This is a genomic window from Streptococcus oralis subsp. oralis (genome assembly GCF_002096435.1).
GTDB classification, from domain to species: domain Bacteria; phylum Bacillota; class Bacilli; order Lactobacillales; family Streptococcaceae; genus Streptococcus; species Streptococcus oralis_AA.
The window spans coordinates 99,829-118,340 of the sequence record NZ_NCUI01000021.1; the positions used below are offsets into that span (position 1 = coordinate 99,829).

The window sequence follows — 18,512 nt, forward strand, 5'->3', positions numbered from 1 at the left end:
TAACTTTTTAGCTGGGGAGTGACCTTACATAATTCTAGGGAAAAGTATATAAGAAAACCACGAAGTTCATACGAAACTTCGTGGTTTTACTTTCTTAATAAGTCAAAACAAAGTATTTTTTCTTCCCGCGGCGGATAACAGTCAGTTCGTTTTCTAACTTATCTGCATCACTCAAGACATAGTCAAGGTCTTGGATACGGTCGCCGTTGACGTAGATAGCTCCGTTTTGGATATCTTCACGGGCTTGGCGTTTTGAATTCACCACACCAGATGACACGAGCAGTTCCACGATATTGTGGTTTTCGTCTGCTTGTACTTGGTAGTTTGGCACTCCACGAAGTCCTTGTTTGAGTTCTTTGACGGAAAGGTTTTTGATGTTTCCAGCAAAGAGTTGCTCAGTGATGTTAAGAGCTTCTTTGTAGGCTTCTTCTCCGTGAACAAGAGTTACGACTTCACGAGCGAGGACTTTTTGAGCCAAGCGTTCATGTGGAGCCGCTTCAAACTGCTTACGGATGTCTTCAATCTCATCTAGTGATAAGAAAGTAAAGATTTTCAAGAAGCGAACGGCGTCAGCATCCATGACATTCATCCAGAATTGGTACATTTCGTATGGGGAAGTCTTTTCAGGATTGAGCCAGACTGCGTTTCCTTCTGATTTACCAAATTTCTTACCAGTTGCGTCTGTAATGAGTGGAACAGTGATCACGTGACCAGTCTTGTCAGCCTTACGACGAAGCAATTCGGTACCAGCAGTCATATTACCCCACTGGTCAGAACCACCGATTTGTAGCGTTACGTTGTGCTCTTGGTTAAGGACGTAGAAGTCATACCCTTGCATGATTTGGTAGGCAAACTCAGTGTAAGAAATCCCTGTTTCAATACGTTTCTTCACAGACTCCTTGCTCATCATGTAGTTGACAGTGAAGTATTTTCCGATATCACGGAGGAAGTCAATGAAGCTGATGCTGCCAAACCAGTCGTAGTTGTTGACCATGACAGCTTTATTTTCACCATTTTCAAAGTCAAGAAAGCGAGAAAGTTGTCCTTGGATAGACTTGACCCAGCCCTCTACTGTGTCTTTTGTTTGGAGACTACGCTCAGCATCTTTGAAGGACGGATCTCCGATGAGACCTGTAGCACCGCCAACGAGCGCATAAGGTTTGTGACCTGCTAGTTGCAGACGACGACTAGTCAAGATTGCGACAAGGTGACCTAGGTGAAGGCTGTCAGCAGTTGGATCGTAGCCAGTATAATAAGAAACTTGACCTTCTTCTAGGGCTTTGCGCAAAGCTTCTTCATCAGTCGTTTGAAAAATCAAACCACGCTCTTTTAGCTCATCAAAAATGTGCATGTGTCTTTTCTCCTTTATAAAATATTGTTTCTACCTATTGTATCACAAACTTGATTAATAGCCTAGTGGAATAGGGAAGAAAGTGGCTATTTTATTGAAAGTTTCCCTTTTATGGTATAATAGAGAAAGCGAGGACATTCATGAAAGAAAGAATTAATGAATTAAAAACAAAAATGCTGCATTTTTTCCAGCAGCTAATGCAACGAATTGCAAAATGGAAGAAAAGACTAGCAGAAAAACTAGCTAATAAGAAAACCAGTAAAAAGGGGACCTCTTCTGATAAAGTTAGAAAGGCTGGGTCTATTTTTGCTAAGGTTTTGAGTGGGTTTAAAATAGTCTTTAATACTCTCTTTATCTTAGGCTTTATCGGTGGACTGTTTGGCGCTGGTGTGGCTATGGGTTATGGAGTCGCTCTATTTGACAAGGCTCAGGTACCTCAAGCAGAAGAGTTGGTCAAGCAAGTGAAGGATATTGCCTCTATTTCAGAAATCACTTATTCTGACGGCAGTACCATTGCCTCGATCGAGGGCGATTTATTGCGCACTTCAGTCGCTTCAGATGCTATCTCAGACAATCTTAAGAAAGCTATTGTTGCGACAGAGGACGAACATTTCAATGAGCACAAGGGAGTTGTGCCTAAGGCCGTTATTCGTGCGACCTTGGGAACCTTTGTCGGTCTAGGCTCGTCTAGTGGTGGTTCGACCTTGACGCAGCAGGTCATCAAGCAGCAAGTGGTGGGGGATGCTCCAACTCTGGCTCGTAAGGCTAAAGAGATTATTGATGCTCTAGCTTTAGAACGGGCTATGGGTAAGGATGAGATCTTGACAACCTACCTTAACATAGCTCCTTTTGGTCGCAATCATAAAGGTCAAAATATTGCAGGTGCCCAGCAGGCTGCAGAAGGAATCTTTGGGGTCAATGCTTCGGATTTAACGGTCCCTCAAGCTGCCTTTATCGCAGGGTTGCCACAGAGTCCAATCAGTTACTCTCCTTATGAATCTGATGGTAGTATGAAGAGTGATGAGGACATGGTTCTGGGAATTAAGCGTGCCAAGGATGTCCTCTACAACATGTACCGGACAGGGGCTCTAAGTCAGGAAGATTACGATAAGTACAAAGATTATGACTTTAAGAAAGACTTCCTACCATCAGGTAGTGTCAGTGGTACTTCGCGTGACTATCTCTACTATGCAACCTTGGCAGAAGCTACTGACCGCATGTACGACTACCTCGTCCAACGAGATAATGTCTCTGCGCAAGAATTAAAGAATGAGTCCATTCAGAAATCCTATCGTGATTTAGCCGCTAAGGAAATTGAAAATGGTGGATATAAAATTACGACAACTATCAATAAAAATGTTCATGCTGCGATGCAAAATGCGGTTGCGACCTACAGCTATCTGCTAGATGATTCGACAGGCCAGCCTGAGGTGGGGAATGTCCTCATGGACAACCAAACGGGAGCGATCCTTGGATTTGTTGGTGGTCGTAATTATCAAGAAAATCAGAACAATCACGCTATTGACACTAAGCGTTCTCCAGCTTCAACCACGAAACCGATATTGGCCTATGGTATCGCTATTGACCAAGGTTTGATGGGGAGTGCAAGTATCTTATCAAACTATCCTACCAACTTCTCAAATGGGAATCCCATCATGTATGTCAATAGTCCTGGTACGGGCATGATGACATTGGGAGAAGCCCTTAACTACTCATGGAATATCCCAGCCTACTGGACGTATCGTACGCTTCAAGAGAAGGGTGTTGATGTCAAGGGATATATGGAAAAAATGGGTTACGAAATTCCAGAATATGGGATTGAAAGTTTACCGATGGGTGGAGGAATAGAGGTTACAGTTGCCCAGCATACCAACGGGTATCAGACTCTAGCCAACAACGGAGTTTACCATAAGAAACATATGATTGCTAAGATCGAGTCAACGGATGGTCGAGTGGTATACGAGCACAAGGATGAGCCTGTCCAGGTTTATTCAAAAGCGACAGCAACCATCATGCAAAGTCTCCTTCGGGATGTCATTTCATCTCGGATTACTTCAAGTTTCCAGACGGACTTGACGACTATCAATCCATCCCTAGCTAGTGCTGACTGGATCGGAAAAACTGGTACGACCAATGAAGATGAAAATATGTGGCTCATGCTTTCTACACCTCGCTTGACTTTGGGTGGCTGGTTAGGTCACGATGACAACCGACCACTAGCCAAAGGAGCAGGACACTACCGCAATGCCAACTATATGGCCCACTTGGTCAATGCTATCCAACAAGCTGAACCTGGAATATGGGGGAATGAGCGTTTTAACCTGGATCCAAGTGTGACCAAGTCACAAGTTCTCCGATCTACAGGACAAAAACCAGGAAAGGTTTCCATCAATGGGAAAGAAATAGAAGTTTCTGGATCAACAGTAACGAGCTACTGGGCTACTAAAGAAGGTGCCCCAGTGACCACCTATCGCTTTGCTATTGGAGGAAGCGATGCAGATTATCTGAACGCATGGAAGAATATTCTAGGAAGCATTCCAGCAGTGACTCCTCCAAGCTCAAGTTCAAGCAGTAGCTCTGGAAGTTCAAGTTCGAGTGGAAATACTCAAAGTGGTTCTTCAGGACGTTCACGTCTATTTAATCGTTAAGAAAGAGTAGTAGCAAGGTTAGTAATTTCTCCTTGTTGCTACTTTTTTCTTTGTTGGTTTCGTGTTACAATAATAATATGAATCATTATCAGAAAAAGATTGTTAAGGGGACAGTATACTCGCTACTTTCAGGCCTAATCTGGGGCATTTGTGGGATTTTAGGAGAGTATTTTTTCACTCATTATCCAGTGTCTTCTGGATGGATTACTTCTATGCGTTTACTAGTGGCAGGGAGTTTGGTTTTAGGTCTATCTGCCTTTCAGTTGCGTAGCCACTTGTTGGACATCTGGCGTGATAAGAAAAATTATCTACCCTTTTTAGCCTATGCTATTCTAGGTATTTTTTCTGTGCAATTTTTCTTTTATCTCTGCGTTGAGTATTCCAATGCGACGACGGCGACCATTTTGCAATTTATCAGCCCTGTTTTTATCCTGTTTTACAATCGAATCATTTACCAGAAGAAGGCTTCAATTACAGCTGTGTTCTATGTTTTGATTGCCATGCTAGGTGTTTTTTTGATGGCTACAAAAGGGGATTTGTCCCAGTTATCCATGACACCTTTGGCTCTAGTAACAGGTTTGCTCAGTGCAGTAGGGGTCATGTTTAATGTTATCCTTCCTCAGCGTTTTGCACGGCGCTACGGATTTGTTCCGACTGTTGGTTGGGGAATGATTCTGGCAGGGCTCTTTAGTAATTTCCTTTACCCTATTTATCAGATAAGTTTTCAAGTGGATTTGGTAAGTGTGCTGATTTGTCTGACGATTGCCGTGTTTGGAACTGCTTTTGCCTTCTTCCTATCCATGAAGGCTGTGTCACTCGTTTCCCCGCTGGTTGTATCGGTGGTGAGTGCTAGCGAACCGCTCTCTTCAGCTTTATTAAGTGTTCTTTTTTTGGGATTGGTCATGGATGGTTTTTTGACCTTAGCTATGGTGTTGATTATCGTTCCGATGATTTTTTTATCTGTAGAGGAAGCAAAACAAGCCCAGTAAAGATGATTATTTGATAGTTGAGGCTTCAAATTTGAGGCCTTTTTTGGTAGAATAGGTATCATTATAACGAACCAGGAGGCACCTATGACTGCTACAAAAATGAACGCCCAAGAAATTATCCAATTTATCGCCAATGCTGAAAAGAAAACCAGTGTCAAAGTAACCTTTGAAGGGGAACTCGCAACTGCTGTACCAAGCTCTGTTGTCAAACTAGGGAATGTTTTATTCGGAGACTGGAAGGACGTGGCTCCGCTTCTTGAAGGTTTAGTAGAAAATCAAGATTATGTTGTCGAGCAAGATGCTCGTAATTCTGCAGTTCCTTTGCTAGACAAACGTGCTATCAATGCTCGTATCGAGCCAGGTGCTATTATACGTGACCAGGTGGAAATTGGTGATAATGCTGTTATCATGATGGGAGCTGTTATCAATATCGGTGCTGAAATCGGTTCTGGAACCATGATTGACATGGGTGCCATCCTTGGAGGTCGTGCTATCGTTGGGAAAAACAGTCACGTTGGTGCAGGTGCAGTTTTGGCGGGTGTGATTGAGCCAGCTAGCGCTGAACCAGTCCGTGTCGGAGACAATGTTCTTATCGGTGCCAATGCAGTGGTTATCGAAGGAGTTCAAATTGGTAGTGGTTCAGTTGTTGCAGCAGGAGCTATTGTTACCCAAGATGTTCCAGAAAACGTGGTAGTAGCAGGTGTTCCAGCTCGCATCATCAAAGAGATTGATGCCAAAACTCAACAAAAAACAGCGCTTGAGGATGCGCTTCGTACCTTGTAATTGTAAAAGTAAAAAAGAGGCGGGACCCTTTTTCCAGCCTCTTTCTTCTATCAAAAGGAGGATCGATAGATGTTAGATTTGATTCAGACTAGACGAGATTTACACCAGATTCCAGAGATTGGCTTGGAAGAATTCAAGACTCAGGCTTATTTGCTGGATGTGATTGAAAAATTGACTACGGGCAAGGATTTTGTTCAAGTTCGTACTTGGCGGACAGGGATTTTGGTCTACCTGCAGGGAAGTCAGCCGGAACGAACCATTGGTTGGCGAACAGATATTGATGGTCTGCCTATCGTCGAACAAACAGGACTGCCTTTCGCTTCTCAACACCAAGGTCGCATGCATGCTTGTGGCCATGATTTTCATATGACCATTGCCTTAGGCTGTCTCGAGCGCGCCCTTGAGGAGCAACCCAAGAATAATCTGCTTTTTCTGTTTCAACCTGCTGAAGAAAATGAAGCTGGTGGCATGCTCATGTATGAGGATGGTGCTTTTGGGGACTGGCTGCCAGACCAGTTTTATGGTCTCCATGTTCGTCCGGATCTGAAGGTTGGACAGATTGCGACCAATACACATACTCTCTTTGCAGGGACTTGTGAGGTGAAGGTTCGTTTCAAAGGAAAAGGAGGACACGCAGCTTTTCCGCATGAAGCCAATGACGCCTTGGTGGCTGCTAGTTACTTTGTGACACAGGTACAGTCAGTTGTTAGCCGCAATGTCAATCCAATCGAGGGAGCGGTGGTGACCTTTGGCCTTTTCCAAGCTGGAACAACCAACAATGTCATTACAGACACAGCATTTTTACATGGAACTATTCGCGCCTTGACTCAGGACATGAGCCTCTTGGTACAAAAAAGAGTCAAGACAGTCGCAGAAGGTGTCGCGGCAGCTTTTGGGATGGAAGTCGAAATCGAACTCAAACAAGGGGGCTACCTCCCTGTTGAGAACAATCCAGCCTTGGCGCGTGAACTGATGGACTTTTTTGAAGAGAAAGAGGGAATTGAGTTGATTGATATCGAGCCGGCTATGACTGGTGAGGACTTTGGTTATCTCCTTTCGAAGGTAGATGGCGTTATGTTCTGGCTAGGTATCGATAGTCCCTACGCCCTTCATCACCCTCAGATGAGTCCCAAAGAAGAAGCCTTAGCCATTGGGGTAGATGCGGTTTCTAGTTTCCTGAAAAAGAAGGTGGCAGAGTAGAGGAATTATCTATGAAAGCAGAACTACGTAAACAAGTCTTACACGAAATGAAGGCTTTATCTCAGGAGCAAAAACAGGCTATGGATCGAGCTTTAACTGAGCGTTTCTTACAACACCCTTTTTACCAAAAAGCTAAGACCATCGCAACTTATCTCTCCTTTCCGCATGAATTTCAAACGCAAGAACTGATTGAGCAGGCGCTGAAGGACGGCAAGAAGGTTTTGATACCCAAAACCTATCCCAAGGGGCGCATGGAGTTTGTGGTCTATGATCCGCAGCAGTTGGTAAAAACTTCCTTTGGTTTACTGGAACCGCAAGGAGACTTGGAAGTTGTGGATCCGTCTCAGATTGATTTAATCCATGTTCCGGGCTTAGCTTTTACAACAGAGGGCTATCGGATTGGATATGGTGGAGGATACTACGACCGCTATCTAGAACATTTTGCTGGGCATACCATGAGTACAATCTATCCTTGTCAAGTTCAGGAGTTTAACTCGGAAAACCATGATATTCCCGTTCAGGAGGTGCTAATAGATGAAGGAAATCTTTGATAAACGTTATCCTGTGACTAGCTTCTTCCTCCTAGTGACAGCATTGGTATTTCTCTTGATGTTGCTTCTTACAGGTTTAAATTTTGAACGAGCAGATACCTTGCTTCAGTTTGGAGCCATGTATGGACCGATCATTCGCCTGTTCCCTGAGCAGATTTGGCGCCTTTTTTCGGCTATATTTGTGCATATCGGATGGGAGCATTTTATTGTCAATATGATTTCGCTCTACTTTCTTGGACGACAGGTGGAGGAGATTTTCGGTTCTAAGCAATTTTTCTTTCTCTATCTCCTATCAGGAATGATGGGTAACCTCTTTGTTTTTGCTTTTACACCGAAAGTTGTAGCAGCAGGGGCCTCCACTTCTCTTTACGGACTATTTGCTGCGATTATCGTCCTGCGTTACGCAACTCGCAACCCCTATATTCAGCAGTTGGGGCAATCCTACCTGACGCTTTTCGTGATAAATATCATTGGAAGTATTCTGATTCCAGGAATCAGCCTAGCTGGGCATATCGGAGGTGCAGTAGGCGGTGCCTTTCTAGCAGTCATCTTCCCAGTCAAATGGGAGAGAAGGATGTACAGTACTAGCCAGCGAATCGGAGCAATTGTACTTTTTATCGCACTAGCCATTTTCCTTTGCTATAAGGGAATGAGCTATGTGTAGGGGGAATAGTTAAAAGCGAGCACCGATTCGGTTGCTAATAAGTCATCTGCAAAGATGGCTTTTTTATTGCAAGCTTCAACAAAAAAACAAAGCCCTTATTTAAGAGCTTTGTTTTTCTTCTATTCCCCCTCAGCTAACTCTTTCCCAAGTTGGATGAGGTAGTCTTTCAAGTCGTCCTTGACTTGTGGGTGTTTGAGAGCATAGTCGATGGATGTTTTCATAAAGCCAAACTTGTCTCCGACATCGTAACGAGCCCCTTTGAACTCACGAGCAAATACACGTTGTGTTTTATTGAGGGTGTCGATTGCATCTGTCAGCTGAATTTCATTTCCTGCACCTGGAGCTTGGTTTTCGAGGATTTGGAAAATTTCAGGAGTGAGGAGGTAGCGCCCGATGATAGCAAGGTCGCTAGGAGCATCCTCTGGCGCAGGTTTTTCAACGAAGGTTTCAACGCTATAAAGGCCGTCTTTTCCTTCGCCTTGTGGAGCAATAACCCCGTAAGCAGAGACTTCGTCGTGAGGGACTGGCATAACAGCGATAGTAGACGCGTGGGTACGCTCGTAGTCATCCATGAGTTGTTTGGTAAGTGGAACAGCCTTTTCGTCCGTGATATCCATCAAGTCATCACCAAGCATAACGACAAAAGGTTCATTTCCAACGAAAGCCTTGGCTTGCAAAACAGCATCGCCGAGACCACGTGGATGCGTTTGGCGGATAAAATGCAGGCGCATGCCAGTTGTTTCATCAACTAGCTTCAAAAGATCTATTTTCCCTTTTTCTTTGAGGTTGTATTCCAATTCAAAGTTTGAGTCGAAGTGGTCCTCGATGGAGCGTTTTGACTTACCTGTAACAACCAAGATATCTTCGATTCCAGACTTGAGGGCTTCTTCAACGATAAACTGGATAGTTGGCTTGTCTACGATTGGCAACATTTCCTTGGCCAAGGCCTTAGTTGCTGGGAGGAAGCGAGTTCCCAATCCAGCGGCTGGGATGACTGCTTTTCTGACTTTTTGTTTCATGATGTTCCTTTCTATAAGGGTCTACGACCATTCGTTTTCTGCTTTAAATTCATTGCTCATGATGTCAGTGATTGCTTCTTTGATATTGACACCTTCGTAGATGACTCGGTAAATAGCCTGTGTGATTGGCATGTAGACACCCAATTCCTGAGCCAGCTCGTAAGCTGCTCGAGTTGTTGAAATGCCTTCGATGACCATGCCCATGTTTGCTTCGATGTCTGCGAGGGATTCTCCACGACCTAGAGCGTCACCGGCTCTCCAGTTACGAGAGTGGACAGATGTCCCCGTTACGATCAAGTCACCAACTCCAGAAAGACCGCTATAAGTCAGAGGATTAGCTCCAAGAGCGACCCCTAGACGGGTGATTTCAGCTAAGCCACGGGCAATGATAGCTGCCTTGGCGTTGTCGCCAAATCCTAGACCATGTAATGCCCCAGCGCCAACTGCGATGATGTTTTTGAGGGCACCAGCGGTTTCAACCCCGATAACATCCGTATTAGTATAGAGACGGAAGTAGTGATTGCTAAAGAGATTTTGGACGTACTGGGCCGTTTCAAGGTCTTTAGACGCTGCAGTGATCAAGGTAATATCCCGCACAATAGTTTCCTCAGCGTGGCTAGGTCCTGAAACAACGACGACTTCACTACGGAGATCGACTGGAATTTCCTCTTCAAGAATAGTCGATAGGCGTTTGTGGCTATCTGGTTCCAATCCTTTGGAGGCATGCATGATGACAACCTTGTGATCGAGCACCTTTGCTACTTGTTGGGCAACCAGTCTCGTTACTTTTGTTGGGACTACAAATAAAACAGCATCCACATCCTTTAGTGTTTCTTCCAAGTCATGATAAGCTTTGATCTTTTCGTCGAGTAGGATATCTTTGAAATAGCGTTTGTTTGTATGCTGGTTATTGATTTCATCAATTTGGTCAGAAATATTTCCCCAAATTCGAACTTCGTGTCCATTGTCGTTTAGGACCTGCGAAAGGGCAGTTCCCCAAGAACCAGGACCCAAGACAGCGATGGTTTGTTTCTTCATCTTTTCCTCCTTGTAAGAGTTCTTCCTTTCATTTTACCATAAAAAGCCTTTTCATGCATCACCTGTAGATGAAAGCGCACTAATTTATAATAAGGAGACTTCTTTGACAAGATGCCTCTTTTTTGCTAGAATAGCATCAATATGAACGAATGAGAAGGAGCTGACGCAGGATGTCGCTCCCTTTATCTATTTTATTAGGAGGAAATATGCTCATTAAAAAAATAAAAACCTATAAATGGCAGGCCTTGGCATCCCTGATGATGACAGGCTTGATGGTTGCGAGCTCGCTCTTGCAACCACGCTATTTGCAAGAGGTGTTAGAGGCTTTGTTGGCTGGTCAAAATGAGGCTATTTATAGTATTGGCGTTTGGCTGATAGGAGTAGCCCTAGTCGGTCTGGTGGCAGGTGGGGTCAATGTAACGCTTGCAGCCTATATTGCTCAAGGAGTGTCTTCGGACCTTCGTGAAGACGCTTTTCGCAAGATCCAGACTTTTTCTTATGCCAATATCGAGCAGTTTAATGCGGGTAACCTTGTCGTCCGTATGACCAATGATATTAACCAAATTCAGAACGTGGTGATGATGGCTTTTCAAATTCTTTTCCGCCTCCCTCTTCTCTTTATCGGTTCCTTTGTCTTGGCGGTTCACACTCTCCCGTCACTTTGGTGGGTGATTGTCCTCATGGTGCTCCTAATCTTTGCACTAACAGCCATCATGATGGGGATGATGGGGCCACGATTTGCTAAGTTTCAAACCCTTCTTGAACGGATTAATGCTATCGCCAAGGAAAATTTACGTGGTGTGCGCGTGGTCAAATCCTTTGTACAAGAAAAAGCACAATTTGACAAATTTACCGAGGTTTCAGATGAACTTCTCGGACAAAATCTTTATATCGGTTATGCCTTCTCAGTTATAGAACCTGTTATGATGCTAGTAGGCTATGGAGCGGTCTTTCTCTCTATCTGGTTGGTGGCAGGCATGGCTCAGTCAGATCCATCTGTTGTGGGCTCGATTGCTTCCTTTATCAACTATCTCAGCCAGATTATCTTTACCATCATCATGGTTGGATTTTTAGGAAATTCTGTCAGCCGTGCCATGATTTCCTTGCGTCGTATTCGCGAAATTCTAGATACCGAGCCAGCGATGACCTTTAAAGATCTCCCAGATGAAGAGTTAGAAGGAAGTCTCTCTTTTGAAAATGTGACCTTCACCTATCCTAATGACGATGAGCCTATGCTGAAGAATGTAACCTTTGATATTGCGCCTGGTCAGATGGTTGGTGTGGTTGGGGCGACTGGAGCAGGGAAGTCCACCCTAGCTCAGTTAATTCCACGACTTTTTGATCCACAGGAGGGATCTATCAAGATTGGTGGCAAGGATATTCGAGACGTTAGCGAGGGAACCTTACGTAAAACAGTTTCCATTGTCTTGCAACGTGCTATTCTCTTTAGCGGGACCATTGCAGATAATCTTCGCCAAGGAAAAGGCAATGCCAGCGTGTCAGAAATGGAACGTGCAGCACGGATTGCTCAAGCCAGTGAATTTATCGGGCGCATGGAAAACAAATTTGATAGTCAGGTCGAAGAACGTGGCACCAATTTTTCTGGTGGACAAAAGCAACGGATGTCCATTGCCCGTGGGATTGTCAGCAATCCCCGTATCCTGATTTTTGACGATTCGACTTCGGCCCTAGATGCCAAGTCAGAAAGACTCGTACAGGAGGCTTTGAACAAAGATCTGAAAGGGACGACAACCATTATCATCGCTCAAAAGATTAGCTCAGTCGTCCATGCAGACAAGATTTTGGTCTTGGATCAAGGGCGATTGATTGGAGAAGGAAGGCATGCGGACTTGGTAGCTAGCAATGCCGTCTACCGTGAAATCTACGAAACACAAAAGGGAAAGGAGGAATAAAATGAAAACAGTTCGATTTTTCTGGAATTATTTTAAAGTCTACAAGCTCTCCTTTGTCATTGTGATTCTGATGGTTGCGATTGCGACAATTGCCCAAGCCCTCTTTCCCGTTTTTTCAGGTCAAGCAGTAACGGAGCTTGCTAACCTAGTTCTGGCTTATCAAAATGGAACTTCCGACCTAGCCTGGCAGAGTTTATCAGCTCTGATGCTGAATCTAGCTCTGGTTGTTCTCGCCTTAGTGGTATCCAGTTTGATTTACATGACCTTGATGACCCGTGTGATTGCTGAGTCGACAAATGAGATGCGTAAGGGCCTTTTTGGCAAACTCTCTCGTTTGACGGTTTCTTTCTTTGACCGCCATCAGGATGGCGATATCCTTTCTCGCTTCACGAGTGACTTGGACAACATCCTTCAGGCCTTCAATGAAAGCCTGGTTCAGGTCATGAGCAATATTGCTCTTTACATCGGTTTGATTTTTGTCATGTTTTCAAGAAATGTGACGCTAGCCCTAATAACAGTAGCCAGCACCCCAGTGGCCTTTCTCATGCTGGTTTTCATCGTGAAAATGGCCCGCAAGTACACCAATCTCCAACAAAAAGAGGTTGGAAAACTCAATGCCTACATGGATGAGAGTATTTCTGGACAGAAAGCTGTTATTGTACAAGGAATTCAAGATGACATCGTAGCAGGCTTTGTGGAGCAAAATGAGCGTGTGCGCAAGGCAACCTTTAAAGGGAGAATGTTCTCAGGTATCCTCTTTCCAGTTATGAATGGGATGAGCTTGGTCAATACGGCCATCGTTATTTTTGCAGGTTCTGCGGTCTTGCTGAAGGATCCAAGTATCGAAACAACGACAGCCCTAGGCTTGATTGTCATGTTTACCCAATTTTCTCAGCAGTACTACCAGCCGATTATCCAGGTGGCTGCGAGTTGGGGGAGTCTCCAGTTGGCCTTTACTGGAGCGGATCGTATCCAAGAAATGTTTGATGCAGAAGAAGAGATTCGTCCGCAAAATGCACCAGCCTTTTCGGAATTGCGAGAAGGTGTTGAAATCAGTCAAATTGATTTCTCTTATGTGCCAGACAAGCCGATTTTGAAAGATGTCAGCATTTCAGCTCCTAAGGGGCAGATGATAGCAGTTGTCGGTCCGACTGGTTCAGGGAAAACGACCATCATGAACCTCATCAATCGTTTCTACGATGTGGATGCAGGCAGCATTTCCTTTGATGGCAAAGACATTCGTGACTACGACTTGGATAGCTTGCGGAGCAAGGTCGGGATTGTCCTGCAGGATTCGGTCTTGTTTAGTGGAACGATCCGAGACAATATCCGCTTTGGTGTGCCAGATGCCAGTCAGGAAATGGTCGAAGCAGCTGCCAAGGCAACTCATATTCATGACTACATTGAAAGCTTGCCTGACAAGTATGATACCCTTATTGATGATGAGCAAAACATCTTCTCAACTGGGCAGAAACAATTGATTTCCATCGCTCGGACCTTGATGACAGATCCCCAAGTCCTAATCTTAGATGAAGCGACTTCCAATGTGGATACCGTAACAGAAAGCAAGATTCAACATGCCATGGAGGCCGTTGTAGCAGGACGAACCAGTTTTGTTATTGCCCATCGTCTCAAAACCATCCTCAATGCCGATCAGATTATTGTCCTCAAAGATGGGGAGGTCATTGAACGTGGAAATCATCACGAGTTGCTCAAACTCGGCGGTTTCTACTCGGAACTATATCACAATCAATTTGTCTTCGAATAAAAAAGAAGTTGTCCTCGTTGGGCAGCTTTTTCTTGTCCATAAAAAATACTTATCACGGTCTTTAAAAAAACATATTAGACAGGAAAGGGTTGGAGTGATAAGATAAGACTGTCGCAAGAAAATCGAAAGGAGACACATCATGGCTAGAACGGTTGTAGGAGTTGCTGCAAATCTATGTCCTGTAGATGCAGAAGGGAAAAACATCCACTCATCTGTATCCTGTAAATTTGCAGAGAGCATTCGTCAAGTCGGAGGTCTCCCTTTAGTGATTCCTGTAGGGGATGAGTCCATTGTGCGCGATTATGTAGAAATGATTGACAAACTCATCTTGACAGGTGGACAAAATGTCCATCCCCAGTTTTATGGAGAGAAAAAAACCATTGAGAGCGATGATTACAACCTTGTACGCGATGAGTTTGAACTAGCTCTCCTGAAAGAAGCGCTCCGTCAGAATAAACCAATTATGGCAATCTGTCGCGGTGTTCAGCTGGTCAATGTTGCTTTTGGTGGCACTCTCTACCAAGAAATTGAAGGTCACTGGCAAGGCTTGCCTTTTGGGACCTCTCATACTATTGAGACAGTAGAAGGGAGTGTGGTGGCTAAGTTGTTTGGCAAAGAAAGTCAGGTTAACTCAGTCCATCGTCAAAGCATCAAAGACCTGGCACCTAATTTCCGTGTAACTGCTATTGATCCAAGAGACCAGACCATCGAAGCGATTGAGTCTATCGACGAGCATCGTATCATCGGCTTGCAGTGGCATCCAGAATTTCTGGTCAATGAAGAAGACGGCAATTTAGAACTATTTGAGTATTTATTAAATGAATTGTAACGGTTAGAATCTCTAGCCGTTTTTATTCGCCCTTTCAGATTTTTTATATTTTAGCAAATTTACGCAAACGTTTGAATTCTGATAAAAATTGGGCAAATTCAATAAAAAAGCTTGAAAAAATCGAAGGTAAGCGTTATGATAGAAAAGAAGAAATTTTGGAGGATTATCATGTCACATATTAAATTTGATTATTCAAAAGTTTTAGACAAATTTGTTGCCCCACATGAAGTGGAATACATGCAAGCACAAGTAACAGCTGCAGACGAATTGATTCGTAAAGGAACTGGTGCTGGTAGCGACTTTTTGGGTTGGTTGGACCTTCCTGAAAACTACGACCGTGAAGAATTCGACCGCATCTTGAAAGCTGCTGAGCAAATCAAGTCAGATAGCGATGTCTTGGTTGTGATTGGTATCGGTGGATCTTACCTTGGTGCCAAAGCAGCTATTGACTTCTTGAACCACCACTTTGCTAACTTGCAAACAAAAGAAGAGCGCAAAGCGCCACAAATCCTTTACGCTGGAAATTCAATCTCATCTACTTACCTTGCTGACTTGGTAGAGTACGTAGCTGACAAAGACTTCTCAGTAAACGTGATTTCTAAATCAGGTACAACAACTGAACCAGCTATCGCTTTCCGTGTCTTCAAAGAACTTTTGGTTAAGAAATACGGACAAGAAGAAGCTAACAAACGTATCTACGCAACAACTGACCGTCAAAAAGGTGCTGTTAAGGTTGAAGCAGATGCTAACGGTTGGGAAACATTTGTTGTTCCAGATGATATCGGTGGACGCTTCTCAGTATTGACAGCAGTTGGATTGCTTCCAATCGCTGCGTCAGGTGCAGACATCAAAGCCCTTATGGAAGGTGCGAACGCAGCTCGTAAAGACTATACTTCAGATAAAATCTCTGAAAACGAAGCTTACCAATATGCAGCAGTTCGTAACATCCTTTACCGTAAAGGCTACGCTACTGAAATCTTGGTAAACTACGAGCCATCCCTTCAATACTTCTCTGAGTGGTGGAAACAATTGGCTGGAGAGTCAGAAGGGAAAGACCAAAAAGGGATCTACCCAACTTCAGCTAACTTCTCAACAGACTTGCACTCATTGGGTCAATTTATCCAAGAAGGAACTCGTATCATGTTTGAAACAGTTGTCCGTGTTGACAAACCACGTAAGAACGTGATTATCCCTACTTTGGAAGAAGATCTTGATGGACTTGGTTACCTTCAAGGAAAAGATGTTGACTTTGTAAACAAAAAGGCGACTGACGGTGTTCTTCTTGCCCACACTGACGGTGATGTGCCAAACATGTACGTGACTCTTCCAGAGCAAGATGCTTTCACTCTTGGTTACACTATCTACTTCTTCGAATTGGCAATTGCCCTTTCAGGTTACTTGAATGCCATCAACCCTTTTGACCAACCAGGTGTTGAAGCCTACAAACGCAACATGTTTGCCCTTCTTGGAAAACCTGGATTTGAAGAATTGAGCAAAGAGCTTAACGCACGTCTATAATAGAAGAAAAGAGTGGCTTGCCCACTCTTTTTACTCTCTTTATTCGTAGACATTGGACTCAGGCGAGACTTGTGATATAATATAGAAAGCAAAAAGGCAGACGCCTAGAGACTTTATAGGAGAAACTATGTCAAAAGATATCCGCGTACGCTACGCACCAAGTCCAACAGGACTACTACACATCGGAAATGCCCGTACAGCATTGTTTAACTACCTTTACGCACGCCATCATGGTGGAACTTTTATCATTCGTATCGAAGATACAGACCGTAAGCGCCATGTTGAGGATGGTGAACGTTCTCAGCTTGAAAATCTTCGCTGGTTGGGTATGGATTGGGATGAAAGCCCAGAAACTCATGAAAACTACCGTCAATCAGAGCGTTTGGAACTCTATCAAAAATACATCGACCAATTGCTAGCTGAAGGAAAAGCCTACAAATCTTACGTCACAGAAGAAGAGTTGGCGGCTGAGCGCGAACGCCAAGAAGCAGCAGGTGAAACACCACGTTACATCAATGAATATCTTGGCATGAGTGAAGAGGAAAAAGCAGCTTACATCGCAGAACGTGAAGCGGCTGGTATCATCCCAACTGTTCGTTTGGCTGTCAATGAGTCTGGTATCTACAAATGGCATGATATGGTCAAAGGTGATATCGAGTTTGAAGGTGGCAACATCGGTGGTGACTGGGTGATTCAAAAGAAAGATGGCTACCCAACATACAACTTTGCTGTTGTCATCGATGACCATGATATGCAAATCTCTCATGTTATCCGTGGAGATGACCACATTGCCAATACACCAAAACAACTCATGGTTTATGAAGCTCTTGGTTGGGATGCGCCTGAGTTCGGTCACATGACTTTGATCATCAACTCTGAAACGGGTAAAAAATTGTCTAAACGTGACACCAATACCCTTCAATTTATTGAAGACTACCGTAAGAAAGGCTATCTTCCAGAAGCTGTCTTTAACTTTATCGCCCTTCTTGGTTGGAATCCAGGTGGCGAAGATGAAATCTTCTCTCGTGAGGAATTGATTAAACTCTTTGATGAAAATCGTCTCAGCAAGTCACCAGCTGCCTTTGATCAGAAGAAACTGGACTGGATGAGCAATGACTACATCAAGAGAGCTGACTTGACAACCATCTTTGAAATGGCTAAACCTTACTTAGAAGAAGCAGGGCGTTTGACTGACAAGTCTGAAAAAATGGTGGAACTATACAAACCACAAATGAAATCAGTGGATGAAATCGTTCCATTGACAGATCTTTTCTTCTCGGATTTCCCAGAGTTGACAGACGCTGAGCGCGAGGTCATGGCAGGAGAAACCGTTCCGGTTGTTCTGGAAGCCTTCAAAGCGAAACTAGAAGCAATGACAGATGAAGAATTTGTAACAGAAAACATCTTCCCACAAATCAAAGCAGTTCAAAAAGAAACAGGTATTAAAGGGAAAAACCTCTTCATGCCGATTCGTATTGCCGTTTCAGGTGAAATGCATGGACCAGAACTTCCAGATACGATTTACCTATTAGGTCGTGAAAAATCTATCCAGCATATCGAGAACATGCTCAAAGAGATTTCTAAATAAAAAGGACTGCAGATGGATATCTGGGAAAAGATGTATGAAGAAGCGCGAACTTTATACAATCCCCATTAGGTTTCTGACTTTGTTTATGCTAACCATGTTGTTGCTGCAGTAGAAGCAGAAGATGGTCAGATCTTCACAGGATTTTGTATGGAGGGCACTTGTGGCGTTTTTCATCTCTGTGCAGAACGAGCAGCTCTCTTCAATATGTATCAATTTTCAGGACAAACTAAAGTTAAGAAAATCCTCGCCTTTCGAGACAAACCTCCCTACGGCGAAGGATCAGGTATGCCCTGTGGCGCTTGCAGAGAATTTCTCTTAGAATTGAATGCTGAGAATAAAGAAGCAGAGTTCATGATGGACTACGAAACAAGAAAAACAATTAAGGTTGTCGAATTGATCCCTTACTGGTGGGGAGAGGAACGTGCGACTAATTGGCAAGATAAATAGAAGGAGTCAGTTTAACTGGCTCTTTTCCCCTATCTTTTCAGAATTTCGGTAAAGAGGAAAAAAGTCCTTGACAAAGGTAAAAAAGTAGGTATAATAGAAAGAGTTGAAAAACTCAAGGTCCGTTGGTCAAGGGGTTAAGACACCGCCTTTTCACGGCGGTAACACGGGTTCGAATCCCGTACGGACTATGGTGTATTGTGGCTAAA

The 18,512-nt window shown here is 43.9% G+C and carries 14 protein-coding genes, 1 tRNA gene and 1 pseudogene; 13 read left to right on the forward strand and 3 right to left on the reverse strand.

Features of this window, described 5'->3' with window-relative positions:
- Positions 1-94: 94 nt before the first annotated feature.
- Complete coding sequence (tyrS, locus tag B7723_RS01220; protein ID WP_084849104.1) at positions 95-1,351, reverse strand: tyrosine--tRNA ligase; 1,257 nt, start codon at positions 1,349-1,351, stop codon at positions 95-97.
- A 140-nt stretch (positions 1,352-1,491) separates the two neighbouring features.
- Between tyrS and pbp1b the strand changes: the two genes are divergently transcribed.
- The 6 genes from pbp1b to B7723_RS01250 all read left to right on the forward strand — a co-directional run bounded on the left by pbp1b (position 1,492) and on the right by B7723_RS01250 (position 8,186).
- Complete coding sequence (gene pbp1b / locus B7723_RS01225) at positions 1,492-3,999, forward strand: penicillin-binding protein PBP1B (RefSeq protein ID WP_084849105.1); 2,508 nt, start codon at positions 1,492-1,494, stop codon at positions 3,997-3,999.
- A gap of 77 nt (positions 4,000-4,076) precedes the next feature.
- A complete protein-coding gene (locus B7723_RS01230; protein WP_025171834.1) occupies positions 4,077-4,988 on the forward strand; it encodes a DMT family transporter in 912 nt (303 codons plus the stop codon).
- A gap of 84 nt (positions 4,989-5,072) precedes the next feature.
- A complete protein-coding gene (dapD, locus tag B7723_RS01235; RefSeq protein ID WP_084849106.1) occupies positions 5,073-5,771 on the forward strand; it encodes a 2,3,4,5-tetrahydropyridine-2,6-dicarboxylate N-acetyltransferase in 699 nt (232 codons plus the stop codon).
- A 69-nt stretch (positions 5,772-5,840) separates the two neighbouring features.
- Positions 5,841-6,971 carry an N-acetyldiaminopimelate deacetylase gene (locus tag B7723_RS01240; protein ID WP_084849107.1) on the forward strand — a complete coding sequence of 377 codons (1,131 nt, stop codon included), beginning with the start codon at positions 5,841-5,843 and terminating at the stop codon, positions 6,969-6,971.
- Between the two features lie 11 nt (positions 6,972-6,982).
- Positions 6,983-7,522, forward strand: a complete 540-nt coding sequence (locus B7723_RS01245; RefSeq protein ID WP_084849108.1) for a 5-formyltetrahydrofolate cyclo-ligase — start codon at positions 6,983-6,985, stop codon at positions 7,520-7,522.
- A complete protein-coding gene (locus B7723_RS01250) occupies positions 7,506-8,186 on the forward strand; it encodes a rhomboid family protein (RefSeq protein WP_084849109.1) in 681 nt (226 codons plus the stop codon). The genes B7723_RS01245 and B7723_RS01250 overlap by 17 nt, the downstream gene beginning before the upstream one ends.
- A gap of 119 nt (positions 8,187-8,305) precedes the next feature.
- Here B7723_RS01250 and galU read toward each other — a convergent pair whose 3' ends face one another.
- Together galU and B7723_RS01260 are read right to left on the reverse strand one after the other, a co-directional pair.
- Positions 8,306-9,205, reverse strand: coding sequence for a UTP--glucose-1-phosphate uridylyltransferase GalU (gene galU / locus B7723_RS01255; protein WP_084849110.1), 900 nt, complete (start codon positions 9,203-9,205; stop codon positions 8,306-8,308).
- Positions 9,206-9,226: 21 nt separating this feature from the next.
- Positions 9,227-10,243: an NAD(P)H-dependent glycerol-3-phosphate dehydrogenase gene (locus B7723_RS01260; protein WP_033585444.1), complete on the reverse strand. Its 1,017-nt coding sequence runs from the start codon at positions 10,241-10,243 to the stop codon at positions 9,227-9,229.
- 206 nt (positions 10,244-10,449) lie between these two features.
- Here B7723_RS01260 and B7723_RS01265 point away from each other — a divergent pair, with 206 nt between their 5' ends.
- The 7 genes and pseudogenes from B7723_RS01265 (at position 10,450) to B7723_RS01300 (ending at position 18,494) form a co-directional block, all read left to right on the forward strand.
- Positions 10,450-12,156 carry an ABC transporter ATP-binding protein gene (locus B7723_RS01265; RefSeq protein ID WP_084849111.1) on the forward strand — a complete coding sequence of 569 codons (1,707 nt, stop codon included), beginning with the start codon at positions 10,450-10,452 and terminating at the stop codon, positions 12,154-12,156.
- Position 12,157: 1 nt separating this feature from the next.
- Positions 12,158-13,924, forward strand: a complete 1,767-nt coding sequence (locus B7723_RS01270) for an ABC transporter ATP-binding protein (protein ID WP_084849112.1) — start codon at positions 12,158-12,160, stop codon at positions 13,922-13,924.
- A 139-nt stretch (positions 13,925-14,063) separates the two neighbouring features.
- Positions 14,064-14,753 carry a gamma-glutamyl-gamma-aminobutyrate hydrolase family protein gene (locus tag B7723_RS01275; RefSeq protein ID WP_000124763.1) on the forward strand — a complete coding sequence of 230 codons (690 nt, stop codon included), beginning with the start codon at positions 14,064-14,066 and terminating at the stop codon, positions 14,751-14,753.
- 168 nt (positions 14,754-14,921) lie between these two features.
- Positions 14,922-16,271, forward strand: a complete 1,350-nt coding sequence (locus tag B7723_RS01285) for a glucose-6-phosphate isomerase (RefSeq protein ID WP_000018246.1) — start codon at positions 14,922-14,924, stop codon at positions 16,269-16,271.
- Between the two features lie 127 nt (positions 16,272-16,398).
- Positions 16,399-17,859, forward strand: a complete 1,461-nt coding sequence (gltX, locus tag B7723_RS01290; protein WP_084849113.1) for a glutamate--tRNA ligase — start codon at positions 16,399-16,401, stop codon at positions 17,857-17,859.
- 12 nt (positions 17,860-17,871) lie between these two features.
- Positions 17,872-18,306: pseudogene (locus B7723_RS01295) on the forward strand (cytidine deaminase family protein).
- 116 nt (positions 18,307-18,422) lie between these two features.
- Positions 18,423-18,494, forward strand: a tRNA-Glu gene (locus B7723_RS01300).
- Positions 18,495-18,512 lie beyond the last annotated feature (18 nt).